We start from the raw sequence: 19,022 nt of genomic DNA, 5'->3' as shown, positions 1-19,022 counted from the left end.
GTTTTGTTTTTATTGGAAGCAGCGACTCAGAAACGCAGATAGCCGTTTCGGGCCAGTTGTTTAGGGTTGCCGGCAGCGTATTCGAGCACGCTGTTTTCAGTGTCGATGCCAATCGTCAGCAGGGTTTCCCAGCGCTCGGTGGCCGGCATGCTCAGGTCGGGGTGGAAGCAGATCGGCGCGTCTTCGCCCGCCTCGCCGCACATGGCGTCAGCCCGACGGCTCAGCTTGCCACTGGCCATGCTTTGCCGCGCCGCGTTGACATGGGCGAAGCGCGCGTAAGTCGTCGAAGCGTCAGGCGTGCGTTCGCCGAGGCTCAGTTCGGGGTCGAGAAAGTGGTTGGTGTGGGTGATCCAGCCCTCGGCATCAGGTCGCACCACAGCGGTGAAGGCCGGTGACATTTCAATGCTCACCGCACGAGGGCTGGAGTCATCACGGGAGAACACGGTCAGCACCGTGGAGGCGCTCACCCGCGCCGAACGCGCCAGAGCAATCGCTTCATCAATACAGGTGGCTTCTTCGAGAATGCGCCGGGCAATCGCATGCACCGGTACTCCGGCAGACCCGTTGTCGCTGGCATGGTGCAGGATATTGAAGTGCAGCCCCAGCCCCGCACTGTTCACGCCGATCTTGCCGAGCATGCCGAATTCGGTGAACAGCTTGACCGTCATCCCCCCGGCCGTGGTCAGTTGCAGGAGCAGCCCGTTGGGCACCAGCGAATCGTGCCAGTCCCAAGTCTGAATGGTGCGCGGCGGCAGTGCGCCGTTGGGCGCGAACACGGCGGTCGAGCACTCGCCTTCGGTGGACGCCGGCATCACCGCCAGAATCTCGGTGCGGGCGTTGAGGCTGGCGAGCTGCCAAAGCGGCACGCCAGCACCTTCAGCGGTGGCGACGATTTCTTCGGCGAGGCTCGGGCACCAGCCTTGCAGGGTTTGCAGGCTGGCTTCGCCGATGGCCTGCACCTGTGCCTGGGGCACACCGACCTGATTGAAGAAATTCAGATAGAGCGCCACCGTCTGGCGGATCTGCGCGGCCCAGGTGGCGCCAATCTGATGCCCGCGAATCTGCGGATTACGGGTGTCGGTGACGAAGCAATGAACATTCACGAAAGGGTTTCCTTGTTTACGTTGCACAGAGAGGCCATCAAGGCTTGCGGCGGTAGATTTCGCGACCGGCAAACCAGGTAGTGAGCACTTGGGTGTCGCGCAGGGCTTCGGACTCGACACTGAACACATCGCGGTCGAGCACGATCATGTCCGCCTGCTTGCCGGGCTTGAGCGAGCCGATCTGGTCTTCCAGGCGCAGGACCTTGGCCGCGTTGAGGGTGTAGGCCTGGAACATGGTCTGGCGGTCGATGTCTTCGGCGGCGTTGAGCACGCCTTTCGGGCCTTTGCGGCTGACGGCCTGATAGATCGCTTTCCAAGGCTCGGGGGTGGTGATCGGCCAGTCACTGGCGCCGGCGATAGTCGCGCCGTTCTTCAGCAGCGAGCGCGCCGGGTAGGTGTACATGAAGGCCATCGCGCTGACGTAGGGCTTGACCAGATCCATGCTCGACTCATCGGCGGCGGCCCAGAACATCTGCATGGAGGCGATCACATTCAGCGCCTTGAAGCGGGCGAACTCCTTGGGGTTGACCATTTGCAGATGGGTGATCGAGTGCGCGATGCCACTCTGGCGATCCTTGCGCGCCTGCTCGATGCCGTTGAGCGACTCACGCACCGCGCGGTCGCCAATGGCGTGGATGTGCACCAGCCAGCCGCGCGCATCGGCGGCGCTGACCAGTTCGCCGAAATGCGCGGGGTCGATCAGCAGCTCGCCGGTCTTTTTCGAGTTGCTGTACGGCTCAAGCATCGCCGCACTTTGCGCCGGCACTTCGGCCACACCGTCGGCGAAGATCTTGATCCCCGGCAAAGTCAGGTTGCTGACACCGAGGAACTGTTGACGGACCTTGTCCAGCTCATCGAGGTCGGCCGGTGTAGCCTTGGAATCGGCCATCAGCAACGCCGCAACGTGGGCGGTCAGCTCGCCGTTCTCCGAGAGTTGCTTATAGGTCGGCAACACCCCGAGCGTGCTGTTGGTGACGTCACTGCCGGGGACTTCGTTGGCAATCGGGTCCATCCACCCGGTGATTCCCAGACGCTTGTAATAGCTCAGCGCCGCGCGCCCGCCGGCCAGCAACGCCTCAGCCGTCGGCGGCGGCAGCAAGGCCTGCACCGGGTACAGACCGGCATCGACGAGGAAGCCATCCGGGGTGCCGTCGGGGTGATGGCCGATGGTCGCCTGCTCTTCACCTTTGAGGGCCTTGACCTTTTCAGGCGTGACGCCGGCACGTTCGAGCATGGCCCGATTGGCCCACCCGGTGTGCAGATCCCAGCCCAACAGCAGGATCGGCTGGTTCGCCCATTCGCCCTGATTGAAGCGCTGTTCGAGAGCGGCGACGTCACTCCAGTAGGTCGACGGCAACCCGCCGACACTGAGGAATTCCCCGCGTTGCGCCTTGCCGTCCTGGCGCCACTGGCGCAGGCGTTGTTCCAGTTGTTCGAGCGGCAATAACTGCCCATCGAGGTTGGCCTGCAACAACTGCAGCCCGCCCTTGATCGTGTGGGAATGCGAGTCGATGAAGCCCGGCATCAGCACTTTGCCGTGCAGGTCGATCACCTGCGTGGCTGCCGTTTTCAGGCGCAACACCTGCGCATCCGTACCCACTGCGAGGATCTTGCCGTTCTCCACCGCGACCGCTTGCTGCAAGGCCTGGCCGGGTTCGGCGGTGTAGACCTTGGCGTTGTGCAGGATCAGATCGGCTGACGCCAGACTTTCCAGTGAGGCACAGGCCAGTGCCGATGACACCATCAGGGTCAGTAGCTGCTTCATGAGGTTTCTCGTTATTTTTGTTAGGCTGCGAACAAGCCTATCCAAGCCCTGGCGATAACTGAATGCCACCTCGCGCACAACTTCTGTGCCCAGCAGGAATAGATCAATGGACAAGATGAGCGCCCTGACCATGTTCGTCGCCACCGCCGAACACGGTAATTTCAGCCGCGCCGCCGAGGTGCTCGGCAAGACCCCGTCAGCCCTGACCAAAGCCGTGGCACAGCTGGAAGAGGAACTCGGTACACGGCTGTTCGACCGGACTACGCGGCGCATGGCGCTGACCGAGGCCGGGCGGATTTATCTGGACGGCGCGCGGCAGGCGCTGATGCAACTGCAACTGGCCTGCGAAGGCGTCGAACAGCTCAAGCACGAATTGAGCGGCGGCTTGCGCATCACCGCCCCGCCCTCCTTCGCCCCGGCGTTTCTCAACGAAGTCTGCTGCCGTTTCCTCGACGCCCATCCGCAGGTGCATCTGGAGGTCGACTTGAGCGACAGCTATGACGATCCGGTGGATGGCGGTTACGATCTGGCGCTGCGCGACGGCCCGATCGATCTGCCGGGAGTGATCGCCCAGCCCATCGTCGAAAATCAGGTGGTGTTGTGCGCCAGCCCGGCGTATCTGGCACGCAAGGGTCAAGAGGTGTCGCTGGACAACTATCAGCGCCATGATTGGCTGATCTTCCGGCACCCGCTGCTCAACCGGCATTTCTGGTGGGTCAAGCAAGGGGACCGGCGGATACGTTTGACCCAGCCGAGCCCGCGCGTGGCCAGCGACAATTACGACTTTCTGCTGGCCTGCCTGCTACAGGGCCAGGGCCTGCAGTTTCTGCCGCAATGGAGCGCCGCACCGTATCTGGCGCGCGGCGAACTGGTGGAGGTGATGCCCGAATACTGGCGTGAGCCGAGCGCATTCGGCCCGTGGATTTACGTGCTGTATCTGGCCCACCGCCGCAGCACGCGCAAGGTCAAAGTGTTTATCGAGTTTCTGAAGGCGCACTGGCGCCCATTACCGCAAGGGACGAATGAAAATGCAGCTACCACAGACATGGCGCAGCCGCTTCGCTGACAGCGCCTGCGAACAACAGACCATCGGCGAATCCCGCGCCGACGTGTTTCGCCTGACGCCCGCCGGCTCGGCGCCGCTGTTCGTCAAATCGGAACCACGCATCTCCTTTGCCGAACTGCCCGGCGAAGTGCAGCGCCTGCGCTGGCTGGCAGAGCAGGATTTGCCGGCGGCGCGGGTCCTCGACAGCATCGATGAGCAGGACCGCTATTGGCTGCTGATGAGCGCTGTACCGGGGCGCGACCTCGCCAGCAGCGAGCACCTCACCCCACAGCAAATCGTCACACTGGCGGCGAATGCCTTGCGCACATTGCACGCGCTCGACATCACCCAATGCCCGTTCGACCATCGCCTTGATCCGAAAATCGCCCTGGCCCGGGAGCACCTGCTGGCCGGTCTGATCGACGAAGAAGATTTCGACGATTCGCGCCTCGGCCAAAGCGCCGAAGCGGTGTTCCAGCAGATGCTCGACGCACGCCCGGCCAGCGAAGACCTGGTGGTGACCCACGGCGACGCGTGCCTGCCCAACCTGCTCGCCGACAACGACCGCTTCAGCGGTTTCGTCGACTGCGGGCGACTGGGAGTGGCCGACCGTTTTCAGGACCTGGCGCTGGCGGCCCACAGCATTGCCTACAACCTCGGCGAACAATGGGTGCCGGTGTTTTTCGACGCTTACGGGGTCCAGCCGGATCAGCAAAAAGTCGCCTTCTATCAGCTGCTGGACGAGTTTTTCTGAGGTGTGAAATCAGCGATGCGGGTGCACCGTCATTGACACAAGCTTGATCACAATCGGCCGCACCACGAGGATGCACAGAAACGCCACCGGCATCGCCAGCTTGTAGGCGTGCAACGCATTACTCAGGTAGTCGTTATCAATGCCGGAGTTGGCGGCGGTGATCACCAGCGACATCAGGAACGCCATGATCGTCGCCATGTACAGCGCAAACACATACGGCGTCGCCCGCGGTGACAGCTTGCGACGCGAGGGATACAAGGCTTCGGTGGTTGTTCTTTGATTCATATGGCTTTTCCATCCATTGACAGGGAGCCGGCACCTTAGCAAAGCCCCTGCCCGCCAACTAGACGGCCCGCCACAGGTACTTTATAAAGCAGAACTTACGAATCGAACCCACTCGGCGGGACACGGATGAATCTGTTGGCGGCGATTGCCAGTTTTATCAAAGTGGTCGAAGCCGGCTCCATCGTCGGCGCCGCCAAGACTCTGGGCGTCAGTGCGGCCGCCGTGAGCCAGACCCTCAATCGCCTCGAAACGCACCTCGGCGTACGCCTGCTGCAACGCACCACCCGCCGCATGGCCCTGACCGAAAACGGCGCGCAGTATTACGAAAAGGTCAGGCGCATCGCGGCGGATCTGGAGTCAGCGCAAAGCTCGATCATCAGCGATCAAGGCGAGCTGCACGGCCGCTTGAGCATCGCCTCGACCTCCGCGTTCGGCCGGCATGTGCTGGCACCGCTGATTGCCGGTTTCGCCGCGCTGCACCCGCGCCTGCTGCTGGAACTGTCGATCACCAATGGCAAGATCAACCACATCCAGAACGGCATCGACCTGAGCCTGCGGATCAAGCCGCAACTGGAAGACGGCATCGTGGCACGCAGGATCGTGTCCCTGCCCTTCGTCTTCTGCGCCGCCCCTGCCTACCTTGAGCGCGCCGGTGTACCGCAAGCGCCGCAAGACCTGCAGCACCACGCCTGCCTGGCATTCCGCTACCCGCTGGACGGGCGCTTTCTGCGCTGGGGTTTTATCCGCGACGGCCAGCACTACGACACCCCGATCAACGCCACCGCCATCAGCGACGACATCGACGCCCTGGCGCAAATGGCCGTCAACGGCGCAGGCGTCACACGCCTGGCCGAATTCGTCGCAGCCCCCTATCTCGAAAGCGGTCAGTTGCTGCCGCTGTTCGAGCAATACCAGGCTGAACACCAGGCTTACGGCGAGCCGATGGAGATCTTTGCCTGCGTGCAGGAGCGTGCGGCGCTGACGCCGAAGGTCCGAGCGTTCATGGAATATTTGACGGAACATTTGAAGAAGCGCTGGCCGATGGAAAATGCTTTGGCCACCACGTTTCACACACCTGATGAAAAGGATTTGCAGTGAACACGCCACGTTATGCAAAAGACTCAGGGCAGCCCCCCGTACATCTGGCGTCGATCAAATCGACCGATTCGATGACGGGCCATCTGGTGTTTGCCGGTGCTGCAGCCGGAGAACGCACGCTAACGTTCACGTCCCACGCCGAGCTCGTACGCCTGCTCAACGAGCTGATGCTTGCGCGCGTACCTTTCGCGGCCGGAGGCATGTGCCCCGGCCCGGCGGATGAAGCGAGCTTGCTGATCGCCAACGCGCAGCTTGCAGGCCCCTACCTCGAGCTATCCTGGACGGGCCCGCAGCAATAGGTTGTACGCCAGATCACAGGCACCTGCGGTCAATGGCAGCTAGCACCTGACGTCAGCGAGATCGCCAACACATCATTCGATCCGGACTCGCTAAAAAGTCCATCCGAGACCTTGCGAGGCAGTTGCCTTTGCGGCGCAGTCAAATACCAGATCAACTCAAAACCAAAAGCGGTTGCTCACTGCCATTGCAGTCAGTGTCGCAAAAGCCATGGTGCAGCATTTGCCAGCTATGGCAGCGTGCTGCGTAATGACCTCGAGTTGTTGCAGGGCAACGACGACATCAAGTCTTATCCATCTTCTGAAGCAGTGCTGCGTCAATTTTGCACTCACTGCGGGGCTTCGCTGTTTTGGTCCCGCAGCCGAGGCGAGTTCTCGGACTGGATCTCAATAGCGCTGGGAACACTGGATACGGTTTTTATCCCTGACAAACAGCAGCATGTCGAGGTGACATCCAAAGCTTCGTGGTATGAAATTCAAGATCACTGGCCACATCACTAGCACTGAACTGTCGATCACAGGCCGATTTTCCCGGCACTGATGGTACACAGCGGCGACTGATGGCGGGGTTAAACAGACTCGGGTGAGCGAACCGTAATTCCATCCCCGAGTTGCCGACCGCACGCACTCATCTGCTGCGTCACCCATTCGCGAAACAGCATGGCATTGGTGCTCTGCTCAAACGGTCGCGGTGACAACAGGCAATAGCTCGAACCATCGCGCACAAAGCCGAATGGCGCGATCAACTGGCCGGACTTGAGTTCGTCCTGCACCATCAGAAACGACGCCATGCCAATCCCCAACCCTGCCAGCGCCGCCTGAATGCACAGGTAGAAATACTCGTAATCGACCCGGCTGGCGTCTGCCGCGGTCATATCCGCCAGCCGCAGCCAGTTGTCCCACGCCTGCGGGCGCGTCTTGCTGCGCAACAAGCGTGCGCCGTGCAAATGATCGCTTGCAGGAGGACCGGTCGGCACGCAGACCGGGCCGATCCACTCCTCGCAAATCGTCACGCCATGCACGCTTGCATCCCAATGGAAATCGTCATGATCGACAAGGTGATCGGTGCCGCGCTGATTGGCCTGGCAGCCTGTTTGATGATCCCGGGGGTTGCGCAGACTTGAGCCAGAGCGTTTATGCTGTCGCGTCTGATACCCGTCAGGTCATTCTCGGCACAATCACGATGAGGCCCATTTCATGAGTAAAGCGCCCTACGTACCGCCCAAAGTCTGGAAGCACGAAGCACCGTCCGGCGGCCAGTTCGCCAGCATCAACCGCCCGATTGCCGGGCCGACGCATGACAAAACGCTGCCCGTGGGCAAGCATCCGCTGCAGCTTTACTCGCTGGCAACGCCCAACGGCGTGAAGGTGACCATCCTGCTGGAAGAGTTGCTCGCACTGGGGCACACCGGTGCCGAATACGATGCGTGGCTGATTCGCATCAACGAAGGCGATCAGTTCTCCAGCGGCTTTGTCGAGATCAACCCGAACTCGAAGATTCCGGCACTGCTCGACCGGAGCGCGCAGCCGCCGATTCGGGTGTTCGAGTCCGGCTCGATCCTGTTGTATCTCGCGGAGAAATTCGGCGCCTTCCTGCCCAAAGACCCAGCCGGGCGCACCGAAACCCTCAACTGGCTGTTCTGGCAGATGGGCGCGGCGCCTTATCTGGGTGGTGGCTTCGGGCATTTCTACGCGTATGCACCGGAGAAGCTCGAATACCCGATCAACCGCTTCACCATGGAAGCCAAGCGACAGCTCGACGTGCTTGACCGCCGTCTCGGTGAAAGCCGCTATCTGGCCGGCGACAGCTACACCATCGCCGACATCGCCGTCTGGCCGTGGTACGGCCAACTGGTGCGCAACAACGTGTATTCGGCTGCCGAGTTTCTAGCGGCCCAGGAGTACACCCACGTGCAACGCTGGGCAGAAGACATCGCCCAGCGACCGGCAGTCAAGCGCGGGCAACGCGTCAACCGCACCTGGGGTGACGAGGCGAGCCAGGTCGCGGAACGGCATCAGGCCAGCGACCTGGATTGATTCCAGGGCTTAAACGGTTTGCCGGCGCATGGTCAAAATCGCCGCACCAAAACCGATGAACGTGGTGCCCACCACCCGGCTGACCCAACGCGACAACGCGGGCCGGGTCAGCACACCCTTGGCCCGGGAGGCCAGCGCGGCATACAGGCTCAGCGACGTCACCGACAATGCCATGAAGATTGAGGTCAGGATCAGGAACTGCGGCAACAGCGTTGCGCCCTGATCGATGAACTGCGGGAACAGCGCGGTGAAAAACATCGTCGCCTTGGGGTTGGTCACCGCCGTGAGGAACGCCGACTTATACAGCTTCGTCCGGGTCGGCCGGCTCTTGCTCACGTCATCGGCAATGCCGTCGGGCAGCATCGGGCCTTTCTTGAACAACTGCTTGAGCCCCAGATAGAACAGGTAGCCGGCACCAAGAATTTTCACCGCATTGAACAGCCACTCGGAACTCGCCAGCAACGCCCCCAACCCCAACATCGCCGCCGCCGACAGGCAGAACAGGCCGCTGGCATTGCCCAGCGATGACCAGATCGCGCTGCGCTGCCCGTGAGCCAGGCTGTTGTTGATCGCCATCAAAGTCGCAGGCCCGGGACTGGCGATGGCAATTGCCGCAACCAGGGTGAAGGTCAGAATCGAGTGAGAATCCATTTTCAATGCTCGTGGGTAGTGAGGTGAGGCATGTTACCGCAGCTTCAGCTCTCTGCACGCGGATTCAGGCGATGGAAAAAAGTACCGGGCCTGACCCGGAGGCAGTGGCGGGTAAAGAGCTGGATACGCTGATCTACAAACCTGGGAATACGCGAAGAGTTCGCCTTTGATCCGGCGTACGACTTCCTCGCTGCCGGCGATATATGATGAGCGCTTTTGATCGCTGGCCATTGTCGGCAAAGGAACTCGCAATGCCCCCTGGAAAACGTGAACTGGCGCGGATCGAGCGGCGCTTGATTGCCACGCTCACTGACGCGTGTGAAACCGCAAAAGGTGAAATCAAAGGCTTCACCTGGCTGACCCACACCGCTGACCTGAACGAGTTGCCGGAAACCCTGACAGTCATCTGGGTGTTCGAAACCGAGGCAGACAAAACGCTCGCCCTGACGCAAGCCAAAGCACGCATCTTCGAACTGACGGCCACCGCACTGAGGGAAGCCGACATCGAACTGATCCCTTCAGACCGCTGCGTGCGTTTCGACTCCGAACAAGAGTGCCTGCGCACGCACGGTGGCAACTGGCGTGCGCGTCTGGCGCAAAACACGCGGGGGCAACGGTGATGGAGCTGTAACTACCCGGCTTTCGATCAGGTTCGCTATCATCCTTCGCAGCTGGCTTTCTCCTTCAGGGACAGTGAAACCATGGAACAGTCCAAACCAGATCCAGGTTCCGATTGGTTAGTGCGCAGCACTCAGCCGGGGCGGATAGAACGCATCGAGGCCTGGTTTGGCGGCCATGGCTACCAGCCACATCGGCACGACACTTATTCGATCGGCCGCACACTCTCCGGCGTGCAGAGCTTTCACTACAAGGGCACCTTGCGCCACGGTTTGCCGGGAAACACTTTGCTGCTGCATCCAGATGAACTGCACGACGGCATGGCCGGGACCGAAGCAGGTTTCCACTATCGCATGGCCTATATCGACCCGGCCCTGATTCAGCAGGTTTTGGAGGGTGAGCCGTTACCCTTTATCGCCGGCGGCCTCTCCAGCGATCCGCGTCTGTATCGGGCCAGCGAATCCTTCGTGCAGGCGATGGATCACGCACTCGATCCGCTGGAAGAACAGGACGCCCTGTTTGAGCTGGCAATGGCCCTGCGAGCGGTGGCGGGCAAACCTCGTGGACGCAAACTGCTCGATTACCCGGCAGCCGAGCGCGCCAGAGAATTCATCATGGCCCACCTGCACCAGAGCGTGACGCTGGAGATGCTGGAGCACGCCAGCGGCCGTGAAAAGTGGAGCCTCTCCCGGGACTTCAGAGTGCTGTTCGGCACCAGCCCTTATCGTTTCGTGACCCTGCGTCGCCTGGATGTATTCCGCATGCTGGTACTTGACCGGTTCTCGCTGGTGGACGCCGCGCTGGCGGCGGGTTTTCACGACCAGAGTCACATGACCCGACACTTCACCCGCACTTATGGTGTATCTCCGTCGCGTTGGCTGGAGCGCGTGCGCGCACAGGATCAACTTGCAGGATCGTACAAGCATTGCCAATCGCCCCTTCGCTAGGCTGACGACTCCCGTTTGAGAGAGGATCTGTCATGCCACACACCCGCAAAGAACCGAGTCTGCACGCCATCAATCTGGCGCAAAAAGCCGCACTGATCGACCAGCAATGGAGCCCGCGAGTGGTCGCCGAAATGAATGACTACCAGTTCAAGGTGGTTCGCATCGAAGGTGAGTTCATCTGGCACTCCCACCCGGAAACCGATGAAGCCTTTATCGTGATCGAAGGCACGCTGCGGATCGATCTGCCCCATGGCAGCGTCTACATCGGGCCAGGTGAGTTGTACGTCGTGCCACGCGGGATCGAGCATCGGACGGCAGCAGAGAGAGAAGCGCGATTGATGATGATCGAGCCTCGGGGTGTGCGTAACACCGGGCACGAAGGTGGGGAGCGCACGGCGGACAACGACGTCTGGATCTGAACAGAATGCGCCGTGAAACCGTGGTTTGACGGCGCCATTGATGAGTTTTCCAGCCCTAGCGTTGCCGCTGATACTGTGCCACCAACTGGTCGAGAAACTCGAAGAGCTTGAGGTTCATCTCCTCATAGACATTGGTTCGAAGCGCCGCCGGCTGCTGCACGAATCGACGTCCAGTCGCCGCTGCCAACTCGTCGCCGGACGCGCCAATCAAGGACTCCACGGCATCCGCCGTGAACTCCATGTGGCACTGAAAGCCGTAGACCAGATCGCTGTACTCGACAATCTGCCGCGGGCAACCTTCACTTGCGGCGAGGATCTTCGCATCCGCCGTCAGCCCCGGCATATCGTTGTGCCAATGCCCTACCTCCAGCACATCGCCGAAGTGCGCCACCTTGGCATTGCCTTTCCCCGCCTCCGTCAGCCTGATCGCAAACTTGCCGATTTCCTTTTCCGGGCTGTGACCGTGTGCAGCCCCCAGCGCCTCACCCACCAGTTGCGCCCCCAGGCAGACGCCCACTACCGCTTTGTTCGCCTTGATGGCTTTAGCGATCAATCCGCACTCGGCAGCCGCGTCGAAATGCGGGCAATCCTCCAGCGTAGTCGCCGGCGATTGCGGGCCACCCAGCACCACCAGCAGGTCAATGCTCTCCACGCTTTCAGGCAAGGCATCGAACGCATGGACATGCGAATAGCTTGCCTTGTACCCCCGCTGCAGAATCCAGGTCTCATAGGCACCGGGCAACTCGAATGCTTCGTGAACCACGAAATGAACGTTCATTGAAAATCCTTGATGGGAAGCGCGATGGAGTGACACGCAAAAGACTATATGACACATAGTGTCATTAGCAAGCCTTGGCTTTCGGCCGGAAACGCTCCCGCTACATGCCCTGCGGATCTTCATAATTCGGCAGGTCGATTGCGTCAGCCTTCGGTGAAAGAATCTTTGCGAACAAGCTCCTCAACCCCGGTGCGGTGGCCATCCTCAACACTGCGTGGCCGAGTGCAATGCCCAGACGTGAATGCGGCGATGCCAGTCTCGGCGCGAACCCGGGCACGCTTTGCGCCTGCGTCACGTAAGGACGCAGGCGCTTTTCGTAAGCCGCGAACGCTTGGGTGTGGTCGGTGTGGCGGCCCAGTTCGCCGGCCAGCACATACGCGCCGCACAATCCCAGGCTCGTGCCCATGCCGCTGATGGGCGAGGCACAATAGGCTGCATCGCCCACCAGCGCGATGCGCCCCTTGGACCAACGGGGCATCTTGACCTGCCCCACTGCGTCCAGATAAAGGTCGGTTGCATCCTCCAGCGCAGCGAGCACGCGAGGCGTCTCCCAACCGGCATCGGCGAACATGTGCTTGAGCAACGACACCTGCTGATCCTTCGGCAATTTCTCGTACCCGCTCGGCGCTTGCTGGAAAGACAAAAAGGCCCGCGTGGTGCCCAGATTATCCGGGCGCAAACACACACAGCGGCCGCCGGGGATGTTGTACCAACGCATGACCTGACCATCGCTCGGCTGCCGAGGCACGGTGAAATAGGCGGTGTAGAGATTCAGGAGGCGGCGCTGGACTTCATCGCCAAATACCTGATTGCGCGTCGCCGAGCCGATGCCTTCGGCGACAATCACCAAATCGTAAACCTGCTCACTTCCCTGCTCGAAGCGCACCTGCACCTGCTCGCCATCGTCCTCGATGGTTTCGATGCTGTCGCCGAACCGATACGTGACCCGCTCCTGGCTGTGGCGGATCAAGAGTTTGGCGAGTTCGCCGCGCAGGATTTCCAGTTCGGCGATAGGGCCGTCACCCTCAAACGCATCCACATCAATGAACGCTTTGGTCTGATTGCCCCGGTCAACAAAGGCGATGCCCTGCTCATGGGTCGTGTTCGCCCGGATCTGGCCCTCAAGCCCCATACGCTGAACGACGATACGACCGGCACCCCGCACGTCGATCGTCTGCCCGCCATCGCGAAACGCCGGCGCCCTCTCGACCACGGTGACGTCCATGCCCTGCCGGGACAGCCAATAGGCCAGGGCAGGCCCGGCGATGCTTGCTCCGCTCACCAGCACTTTTTTTGCTTTCATCGCGCGCCCTGCTGTTCAGCGTCAGGATCAGCGCTACCGGGCAAGGTGCTGCGGTAGACCTCGATCACCTGCCCGAGAAACCCCTCGACCACCGCGCGCTCCCGCCCTTCGAGCGCGCCGAGCACAGCGCTCAGGCCATTGAGCATTGGCGCGACATGCCGATAAGCCTGCGCCACCGACTCGGCTACGGGACAGACCAGCACCCGACGCTTGTCATCGAGTTGGCGCTCACGGACCACATGCCCGGCGCGCTCCAGTCGGTCGATGACTTGAGTAATGCCTGCGGTGGTCACAGAAAGCCGCGCTGCAAGCTCGGTGGGCGGCAGCGGTCCGTCCGTGATCAGGTGCTCCAGCGCGGCCATGTCGGTCTGATTGATGCCCAGGGCCATGCCCAGATGGCTCGCCGATTTTCGGGTCAGGATAGCGATCTGCTGCAGCTGCTGGCCGACGGTGTCGCTGGCGATTTGCAGATTGCGTGGGTCTTCGGCGGGGGGTGAAGGTGACTTCATGCTTAGCGGCTATCCAGAATTTCGAGGCTGATCGTGATGAGAAAAGCCAAGCTAACATATAGCTAACTTGCTTAGCTAGTTTCCGAAGCCGGATTGATGAATGGCCCGCTTTGCCGAAAAGCCCCTAGGTAGGTTTCAAGTACCGATAAAGCGTCTGACGACTGATATCAAAATCACGTGCCAATCTGGATTTGCTTTCCCCATTGCTGGCTCGGCCAATCAAACTGACAACCTGACTGTCAGACAGTTTTTTCTTGCGGCCTCTGTAGGACCCCCGACTCTTTGCGCTAGCAATTCCTGCGGCCTGTTTTTCCCTGGTCGCCGCACGCTCGAACTCTGCGAGCTGCTCCATGACGGCAATGATGGGCTCCACCACTTCAAGACAGTCATGGCGAAAAATCAGGTTTTCATTCAGAAACTCGAGCGTTACCTGTTTTTCCATCATCTGCCGAATGATGCTGCACAACTGTTCGGTGCTGGAGGTGAGCGATGCCATGCTGTCCACCACCACGGTGTCTCCGCATTGCACGTAGCGAATCAGCCTTTGAAGGCCTGCGCGATTCACGGAATTGTCGGCAAGCTCATCGAAAAACATTGCGTCAAATACATCATGACGGCTGATTTTCTCTGTGTTGTCCTCGGACGGTTGTAGAGACAGCCGGAAATATTTTATGCGGTGCAATCTCATGGTGCCTCCTTGGCAATACTTGTACGCATGCATTTTATATTTGTACAAACTGTAACTAAATAATCAAATAATTACACAACACCTGTAACACTTGACCCACCCAAAATACACAGTTGCAAAGACGGGTACTTGCCTTATCATTTCAAAACCCGAAATGATTCTAGCAAGCTTTTTGGAATGCCGTCGATTTGGCACTTATTGAATAGCGCGCACGCACTTTGCGCGGTGTTTTTTAGCACCTGTTGTTTTATCGCTCGAACAATTGACGTGACCGGCTTGACGGGACGGGTAACTCCCCGGCGCAAACAGAGGATGAATAAATGAATGTCATGGAAAACACCAGCCCACTTGAACGCCCTGATACCGATCAGGAAAAGATCGAGAATGTAACCAGGCGCATTACCGAACATGGCAATTATCTACGCGAGCGTTATCCGGTCCTGCAGTATCAGAATGCTCTTGGTGCGAGCGTCATGGCGTTTTCCCTGATAGGGATGGTCGTCACGGGTGGCCTCTACCTGGAGGGTTTTATCCCCGGATGGCTGTGTATTCTGGTCAATGCGCTGCTGACTTCGTTCATTCATGAAATCGAACATGATTTGATTCATCGTCTTTATTTCAGAAAACAGCCGCTTGCGCACAATGCCATGATGTTTTTGTGCTGGCTGGCCCGGCCGGGAATGCCCAGTCCGTGGCTAAGGCGCAATTTGCACTTTCATCATCACAAGGAATCCGGAACCGACACGGATGTCGAGGCCTGGATAACCACCAGTGGCAATCCGTGGGGAATACTTCGGTTATTGAAACTCATGGATGGATTTGTATTTGGTTTTCTAAATGCGGTTTTTGCTCCGGGATGGCGGCAAAAGGTAAAATTGTTGGGCAAGATTATCCGCCTCAATACACCGTTCGGTCTTTTATATTGGGGATGCTGGTATCTGTTCCTCGGCTACCATCTGTATGTCTGGCTTGGCTCGATCATTGGACAGGAAATCCATAGCTCTGCTGCGACGCTGACGTTAATGAACATCATCAATAGCGTAGTTGTTATTCTGATCGCCCCAAATATGATACGGCAGTTCTGCCTGTTTTTTATAAGCTCAAACATGCACTACTACGGCGATGTTGCCCCACGCAATGCGCTACAACAAACCCAAGTAATGAATCCTTGGTGGTTGTGGCCGTTTCAGCTGTTCTGTTTCAACTTTGGCAGCACTCACAGCATTCACCACTTCGTGGTGAGAGACCCGTTCTATCTTCGTCAGATGACGGCACCTTATGCTCATAAAGTCATGGCTGAGGCAGGTGTCAGATTCAATGACTTCGGCACCTACAAGCGTGCGAACCGCTTCTCCATGGATCACTCTCACACTCGGTCGCGGGGGTGAATTTCCCAACAAACACTAATTGTTTGAAGCACTTCAAATAGGAGGAACTCGAGGGATGAAAGCGCAAGGGATGTGTGCCAAGCAGTTCGAAGCGGTCAAGCAAGCCTTCGAAGACATGTTTGATGATCCTCAAGAGCGCGGGGCCGGGCTCTGCGTGCAGGTCGGCGGAGAAATGGTTGTCGACCTGTGGGCCGGCATGGCCGATCAGGAGGGCAAGAAGCCCTGGGCCCGCGATACGCTGGCCAATACCTTTTGCGTTGTAAAACCCTATGTTGCGGTGGCCATTCTGATGTTGGTCGAGGCCGGCAAGCTCGAACTGGATGCGCCTGTGGCCCGCTACTGGCCGGAGTTTGCCCAAAACGGCAAAGCCAGGGTCACCCTGCGTCAGGTGATGAACCACACTGCGGGCCTGCCGGCGCTGCGCGCACCCGACCATAACCCCATGATGTATGACTGGGAGCAGATGGTGCGGATCCTCGCGGCCGAGCCGCTTTGGTGGGAAGCAGGAACAGACCTGGGGTACGGCACCACCACCTTTGGCTGGATTCTTGGTGAGTTGATTCGTCGGGTGGACGGACGAGATCCCTGTGTCTTCATCCACGAAGAGATTCTGGACCCCCATGAACTCGACGTTCACCTTGGCGTGGACGACCAGGACTTTCATCGAATTGCTCGTTTCGACAGTGCCACGGGACGCGTTGGTGATCCGTACTCGCAAGCCTTGCGAACCGTGCTGAAAAACCAGCCAGCACATGTCGCGACACTCGCCTTCACCAACCCCGGGATGGTGCCTCGACGAACCAGTGATCCTCGCTGGTGGGCCTACCGTCAGCCGGCTGTGTGTGGTCACGGCACCGCTCATGGCCTCGCCGGTTTCTACAGCGCGTTGCTGGCCGGACGCTTTATCGGTCGCGAACTGCTCATCGAATTCACTCAAGAGCACAGTCATGGCATGGATCGGGTATGGATGCGGCCAATGCGTTATGGATTAGGCTGCATGCTGGAACAGCAAATCGACCCGACAGCTTCACACGCCATGGGCCCGGACACCTTTGGTCATATCGGCCTGGGTGGCCCGATAAGTTTCGCCGACCCCGAAAAGCAAGTGAGCTTTGGTTTCGTTACCACGACCTCGGGCAGCCATTCGATGATTGATCCGCGCCCTGGCCGGCTATCATCGCTGGTCTATGCGGCGCTTTGAGCGGGATATCCATCAGGCAGGGTGCGTGCTCAAGGCTACGCACCAGCCATTCTCTGCCCTGGCTCTTGCCGCAACGGGCCAAGGCCTCGAAACCCGATCCACCTGGCACCTCATCTGCCGCCGTTCAGGCGCAACGCCAATACCTGCAAATGCCCCGAACTTATGGCGATCGCCAACAGCACCAGCATGATCAACAGCCAATCAGTGGCACCTGGATGCTGGCCGAGGATCACCATCGAACTGAAGATGCCAAACACCGGAATCAACAGTGACAACGGTGCTACCCGCGACATCGGGTATTCACGCAACAACAGGTTCCAGCCCCAGTAACTGAAATGCGTCGCGGCGTAGACCTGGAAAGCCAGTGAAAACAAGGTCATTGCATTGAACTGTGAAGGCAGCGCACTGAACGGCGCCGAGCCATGCAACAGCCACGTCAGCAACAGCAGCGGAATCGGCGGAAACAGGCTGGCCCACACCACGAAGGCGAAGATCTCACGGACCTTCGAGACCTTGATCACAACGTTGCCGATACTCCATGCCATTGCGCTACCGATGACCAGCGCCACACCGGCCCTCGATGCATCGCCGGGGCTGCTCACCACGATCCCGAGCAACCCTGCGGCTGCCAGCACGCTCCCGACCCATTGCGCCCGCCGCAGACGCTCACCGAAAAAAATCACTCCCCAGCCCAAAGTGAAAAATGCGCTGCACTGGATCAGCAACGACGCAGTGCCGGGTGGCACGCCCCAAGCGATTCCGACGTTGATCAACGCCCACATCGCCACGCCAAAAATCAGCCCGTAGGCGGCCAGCCAGCGCAAGGCAACGCGCGGCCGTTTGACGAAAAACACCCAAGGCAAGGCAGCCAGCGCAAAACGCATCGCGGTCAATAGCAGCGGGTCGATGCCGGCAAGCCCGAGCTTTGTCACGGGGAAATTCAATCCCCAGACAGCCGTTACCAACACGGCGAGTAATACATGTTTTTTCTGCATATTCAGTCTTTCTCGACGCACAGCGAAATGCTCGTGTGCAGAGAAATATGCAGGTAATCGATCTGGCCTGCTTTCCGTGGCAGGCCAATTTTCATTAGAATCGGGCCATGCGAGAAACAATCCAGGATACCTATCAGAATATTGCGCGCGATGCCGTCGTGACGGCGCGCGACTACGCCGACGGCGCACTGTTCCCGCGCCATGACCATCAACGTGGTCAGTTTGCGTACGCCGCCAGTGGTGTCATCACCGTGTTTACCGATGACGGCAACTGGGTCGTGCCACCCCAACGCGGCATCTGGGTTCCGGCGCAACTCCCCCACTCCATGCAGATGCGCGGCCCGGTCACCCTGCACAACACCTATATTCGCAAACACGCGGCTCGCCGGCTGGGCCTGCCGGAGCAATGTCAGGTGCTGGACGTCTCGCCGTTGTTGCGCCAGTTGTTGTTGAAGGCCATCGATGTGCCCCCGCGATATTCCATTCAGGGACGTGACGGTCATTTGATGGGATTGCTGCTGCACGAAATTGCCGACATGCCCGCGCTGTCCCTCAATGCCCCGCTGCCGACAGATCCACGCCTTGCGAGGGTCTGTCGTGAGTTTCTGGCCCAACCTTCGCTGGAGGTGAGCGTCGACGATATGGCCCTGCGCGCCGCAATGAGTCGCCGAACCTTCACCCGGCATTTTCGGCTGCATACCGGGATCAGCTACATCGAATGGCGACAGCAAGCCTGCCTGCTCGCAGCGATTGTCCAGCTAGGCAAAGGTCAGCCGGTGACACAAGTCGCCCTGGCGTTGGGTTACAGCAGCTCAAGTGCTTTCGCGACGGTGTTCAAGCAATTGCTGGGGGAAGTGCCCAGCCGTTACTTTGTCGAGCCATAGGTTCAGGGCGCATGATTGATATCGTTGCCCCGGCCACAGGCGAAAGCCGTCAGCCATTAACAGCAGAAAACCACCGTATGCAAACACTGGACATGACCAACGCTACAGCGCCAGCGTCGTCCGCTTCGATTGGAGGGCCACACCATGGACGCTATTGCCGATTACTCAAATGAACACCATCTTCAGCCTTTATTACAAACAAATGACAGGAATTACGCCCGATTAGTCCACAAACGCGACACCCACGTTGAGCCCGAA

General features: G+C 59.5%; 22 protein-coding genes. 12 read left to right on the top strand and 10 right to left on the bottom strand.

What is annotated here, in order from left to right:
- Positions 1-26: 26 nt before the first annotated feature.
- Together AC1UK9_RS12415 and AC1UK9_RS12410 are read right to left on the bottom strand one after the other, a co-directional pair.
- On the bottom strand, positions 27-1,103 hold the full coding sequence (locus AC1UK9_RS12415; RefSeq protein ID WP_482580239.1) for a C45 family autoproteolytic acyltransferase/hydrolase: 1,077 nt from the start codon (positions 1,101-1,103) through the stop codon (positions 27-29).
- Positions 1,104-1,140: 37 nt separating this feature from the next.
- Entirely contained in the window at positions 1,141-2,868 is a 1,728-nt protein-coding gene (locus AC1UK9_RS12410; RefSeq protein ID WP_482580238.1) for an amidohydrolase, read from the bottom strand.
- A 106-nt stretch (positions 2,869-2,974) separates the two neighbouring features.
- On the opposite strand from AC1UK9_RS12410, the gene AC1UK9_RS12405 reads away from it, so the two are divergent.
- A complete protein-coding gene (locus tag AC1UK9_RS12405; RefSeq protein ID WP_482580237.1) occupies positions 2,975-3,934 on the top strand; it encodes a LysR family transcriptional regulator in 960 nt (319 codons plus the stop codon).
- A complete protein-coding gene (locus tag AC1UK9_RS12400; protein WP_473015422.1) occupies positions 3,891-4,667 on the top strand; it encodes an APH(3')-II family aminoglycoside O-phosphotransferase in 777 nt (258 codons plus the stop codon). The genes AC1UK9_RS12405 and AC1UK9_RS12400 overlap by 44 nt, the downstream gene beginning before the upstream one ends.
- 9 nt (positions 4,668-4,676) lie before the next feature.
- Here the strand turns inward: AC1UK9_RS12400 and AC1UK9_RS12395 are convergent, their stop codons facing one another.
- Complete coding sequence (locus AC1UK9_RS12395) at positions 4,677-4,952, bottom strand: DUF2798 domain-containing protein (RefSeq protein WP_482580236.1); 276 nt, start codon at positions 4,950-4,952, stop codon at positions 4,677-4,679.
- Between the two features lie 126 nt (positions 4,953-5,078).
- Between AC1UK9_RS12395 and AC1UK9_RS12390 the strand changes: the two genes are divergently transcribed.
- From AC1UK9_RS12390 to AC1UK9_RS12380, 3 genes are read left to right on the top strand one after another with little or no spacing between them, the layout of a single operon-like run.
- Positions 5,079-6,050, top strand: coding sequence for a LysR family transcriptional regulator (locus AC1UK9_RS12390; RefSeq protein ID WP_482580233.1), 972 nt, complete (start codon positions 5,079-5,081; stop codon positions 6,048-6,050).
- Complete coding sequence (locus tag AC1UK9_RS12385) at positions 6,047-6,349, top strand: hypothetical protein (protein ID WP_482580231.1); 303 nt, start codon at positions 6,047-6,049, stop codon at positions 6,347-6,349. Before AC1UK9_RS12390 ends, AC1UK9_RS12385 begins: the two co-directional genes overlap by 4 nt.
- A 60-nt stretch (positions 6,350-6,409) precedes the next feature.
- Entirely contained in the window at positions 6,410-6,847 is a 438-nt protein-coding gene (locus AC1UK9_RS12380; RefSeq protein ID WP_482580470.1) for a GFA family protein, read from the top strand.
- Between the two features lie 68 nt (positions 6,848-6,915).
- Here the strand turns inward: AC1UK9_RS12380 and AC1UK9_RS12375 are convergent, their stop codons facing one another.
- The gene (locus AC1UK9_RS12375; RefSeq protein WP_482580230.1) at positions 6,916-7,359 is read right to left on the bottom strand and encodes a LysR substrate-binding domain-containing protein; all 444 of its coding nucleotides are present in this window, start codon (positions 7,357-7,359) and stop codon (positions 6,916-6,918) included.
- Between the two features lie 184 nt (positions 7,360-7,543).
- Between AC1UK9_RS12375 and yghU the strand changes: the two genes are divergently transcribed.
- Entirely contained in the window at positions 7,544-8,383 is an 840-nt protein-coding gene (gene yghU, locus AC1UK9_RS12370) for a glutathione-dependent disulfide-bond oxidoreductase (protein WP_025111586.1), read from the top strand.
- A gap of 9 nt (positions 8,384-8,392) precedes the next feature.
- On the opposite strand, the gene AC1UK9_RS12365 is transcribed toward yghU, so the two are convergent.
- Positions 8,393-9,034: a LysE family translocator gene (locus tag AC1UK9_RS12365; protein WP_473015417.1), complete on the bottom strand. Its 642-nt coding sequence runs from the start codon at positions 9,032-9,034 to the stop codon at positions 8,393-8,395.
- A 251-nt stretch (positions 9,035-9,285) separates the two neighbouring features.
- Between AC1UK9_RS12365 and AC1UK9_RS12360 the strand changes: the two genes are divergently transcribed.
- From AC1UK9_RS12360 to AC1UK9_RS12350, 3 genes are all read left to right on the top strand, one after another.
- Positions 9,286-9,654, top strand: a complete 369-nt coding sequence (locus tag AC1UK9_RS12360) for a hypothetical protein (protein WP_482580229.1) — start codon at positions 9,286-9,288, stop codon at positions 9,652-9,654.
- A gap of 81 nt (positions 9,655-9,735) precedes the next feature.
- Positions 9,736-10,599 (top strand): AraC family transcriptional regulator, encoded by an 864-nt coding sequence (locus AC1UK9_RS12355; protein ID WP_482580228.1) that lies wholly within the window; start codon positions 9,736-9,738, stop codon positions 10,597-10,599.
- A 32-nt stretch (positions 10,600-10,631) separates the two neighbouring features.
- A complete protein-coding gene (locus tag AC1UK9_RS12350; RefSeq protein ID WP_482580226.1) occupies positions 10,632-11,018 on the top strand; it encodes a cupin domain-containing protein in 387 nt (128 codons plus the stop codon).
- A 55-nt stretch (positions 11,019-11,073) separates the two neighbouring features.
- On the opposite strand, the gene AC1UK9_RS12345 is transcribed toward AC1UK9_RS12350, so the two are convergent.
- From AC1UK9_RS12345 to AC1UK9_RS12330, 4 genes are all read right to left on the bottom strand, one after another.
- Positions 11,074-11,796, bottom strand: coding sequence for a glutamine amidotransferase-related protein (locus tag AC1UK9_RS12345; protein WP_482580224.1), 723 nt, complete (start codon positions 11,794-11,796; stop codon positions 11,074-11,076).
- Positions 11,797-11,896: 100 nt separating this feature from the next.
- The gene (locus tag AC1UK9_RS12340) at positions 11,897-13,099 is read right to left on the bottom strand and encodes an FAD-dependent monooxygenase (protein WP_482580222.1); all 1,203 of its coding nucleotides are present in this window, start codon (positions 13,097-13,099) and stop codon (positions 11,897-11,899) included.
- Complete coding sequence (locus AC1UK9_RS12335) at positions 13,096-13,608, bottom strand: MarR family winged helix-turn-helix transcriptional regulator (protein ID WP_025111579.1); 513 nt, start codon at positions 13,606-13,608, stop codon at positions 13,096-13,098. Before AC1UK9_RS12335 ends, AC1UK9_RS12340 begins: the two co-directional genes overlap by 4 nt.
- A gap of 124 nt (positions 13,609-13,732) precedes the next feature.
- Positions 13,733-14,296, bottom strand: coding sequence for a recombinase family protein (locus AC1UK9_RS12330; protein ID WP_025111578.1), 564 nt, complete (start codon positions 14,294-14,296; stop codon positions 13,733-13,735).
- 320 nt (positions 14,297-14,616) lie between these two features.
- Here AC1UK9_RS12330 and AC1UK9_RS12325 point away from each other — a divergent pair, with 320 nt between their 5' ends.
- Complete coding sequence (locus AC1UK9_RS12325) at positions 14,617-15,684, top strand: fatty acid desaturase (protein WP_482580220.1); 1,068 nt, start codon at positions 14,617-14,619, stop codon at positions 15,682-15,684.
- 55 nt (positions 15,685-15,739) lie between these two features.
- Entirely contained in the window at positions 15,740-16,885 is a 1,146-nt protein-coding gene (locus tag AC1UK9_RS12320) for a serine hydrolase domain-containing protein (protein ID WP_482580219.1), read from the top strand.
- Between the two features lie 110 nt (positions 16,886-16,995).
- Here the strand turns inward: AC1UK9_RS12320 and AC1UK9_RS12315 are convergent, their stop codons facing one another.
- Positions 16,996-17,880: an EamA family transporter gene (locus AC1UK9_RS12315; protein ID WP_482580217.1), complete on the bottom strand. Its 885-nt coding sequence runs from the start codon at positions 17,878-17,880 to the stop codon at positions 16,996-16,998.
- Positions 17,881-17,987: 107 nt separating this feature from the next.
- Between AC1UK9_RS12315 and AC1UK9_RS12310 the strand changes: the two genes are divergently transcribed.
- A complete protein-coding gene (locus AC1UK9_RS12310) occupies positions 17,988-18,764 on the top strand; it encodes an AraC family ligand binding domain-containing protein (protein WP_473015406.1) in 777 nt (258 codons plus the stop codon).
- Positions 18,765-19,022: the final 258 nt, after the last annotated feature.

This window comes from Pseudomonas sp. AK-TSAG1-1, from assembly GCF_056821665.1.
The sequence above is the reverse complement of the archived record's forward strand: the minus strand, read 5'-3'. Positions and strand labels throughout refer to the sequence as shown.

Bases quoted from the DNA above. Each gene is read 5' to 3' on its own strand.
- AC1UK9_RS12410 (WP_482580238.1), bottom strand. From the start codon at position 2,868: ATGAAGCAGCTACTGACCCTGATGGTGTCATCGGCACTGGCCTGTGCC.
- AC1UK9_RS12405 (WP_482580237.1), top strand. From the start codon at position 2,975: ATGGACAAGATGAGCGCCCTGACCATGTTCGTCGCCACCGCCGAACAC.
- AC1UK9_RS12400 (WP_473015422.1), top strand. From the start codon at position 3,891: ATGAAAATGCAGCTACCACAGACATGGCGCAGCCGCTTCGCTGACAGC.
- AC1UK9_RS12395 (WP_482580236.1), bottom strand. From the start codon at position 4,952: ATGAATCAAAGAACAACCACCGAAGCCTTGTATCCCTCGCGTCGCAAG.
- AC1UK9_RS12390 (WP_482580233.1), top strand. From the start codon at position 5,079: ATGAATCTGTTGGCGGCGATTGCCAGTTTTATCAAAGTGGTCGAAGCC.
- yghU (WP_025111586.1), top strand. From the start codon at position 7,544: ATGAGTAAAGCGCCCTACGTACCGCCCAAAGTCTGGAAGCACGAAGCA.
- AC1UK9_RS12365 (WP_473015417.1), bottom strand. From the start codon at position 9,034: ATGGATTCTCACTCGATTCTGACCTTCACCCTGGTTGCGGCAATTGCC.
- AC1UK9_RS12360 (WP_482580229.1), top strand. From the start codon at position 9,286: ATGCCCCCTGGAAAACGTGAACTGGCGCGGATCGAGCGGCGCTTGATT.
- AC1UK9_RS12355 (WP_482580228.1), top strand. From the start codon at position 9,736: ATGGAACAGTCCAAACCAGATCCAGGTTCCGATTGGTTAGTGCGCAGC.
- AC1UK9_RS12350 (WP_482580226.1), top strand. From the start codon at position 10,632: ATGCCACACACCCGCAAAGAACCGAGTCTGCACGCCATCAATCTGGCG.
- AC1UK9_RS12345 (WP_482580224.1), bottom strand. From the start codon at position 11,796: ATGAACGTTCATTTCGTGGTTCACGAAGCATTCGAGTTGCCCGGTGCC.
- AC1UK9_RS12340 (WP_482580222.1), bottom strand. From the start codon at position 13,099: ATGAAAGCAAAAAAAGTGCTGGTGAGCGGAGCAAGCATCGCCGGGCCT.
- AC1UK9_RS12335 (WP_025111579.1), bottom strand. From the start codon at position 13,608: ATGAAGTCACCTTCACCCCCCGCCGAAGACCCACGCAATCTGCAAATC.
- AC1UK9_RS12330 (WP_025111578.1), bottom strand. From the start codon at position 14,296: ATGAGATTGCACCGCATAAAATATTTCCGGCTGTCTCTACAACCGTCC.
- AC1UK9_RS12325 (WP_482580220.1), top strand. From the start codon at position 14,617: ATGAATGTCATGGAAAACACCAGCCCACTTGAACGCCCTGATACCGAT.
- AC1UK9_RS12320 (WP_482580219.1), top strand. From the start codon at position 15,740: ATGAAAGCGCAAGGGATGTGTGCCAAGCAGTTCGAAGCGGTCAAGCAA.
- AC1UK9_RS12315 (WP_482580217.1), bottom strand. From the start codon at position 17,880: ATGCAGAAAAAACATGTATTACTCGCCGTGTTGGTAACGGCTGTCTGG.
- AC1UK9_RS12310 (WP_473015406.1), top strand. From the start codon at position 17,988: ATGCGAGAAACAATCCAGGATACCTATCAGAATATTGCGCGCGATGCC.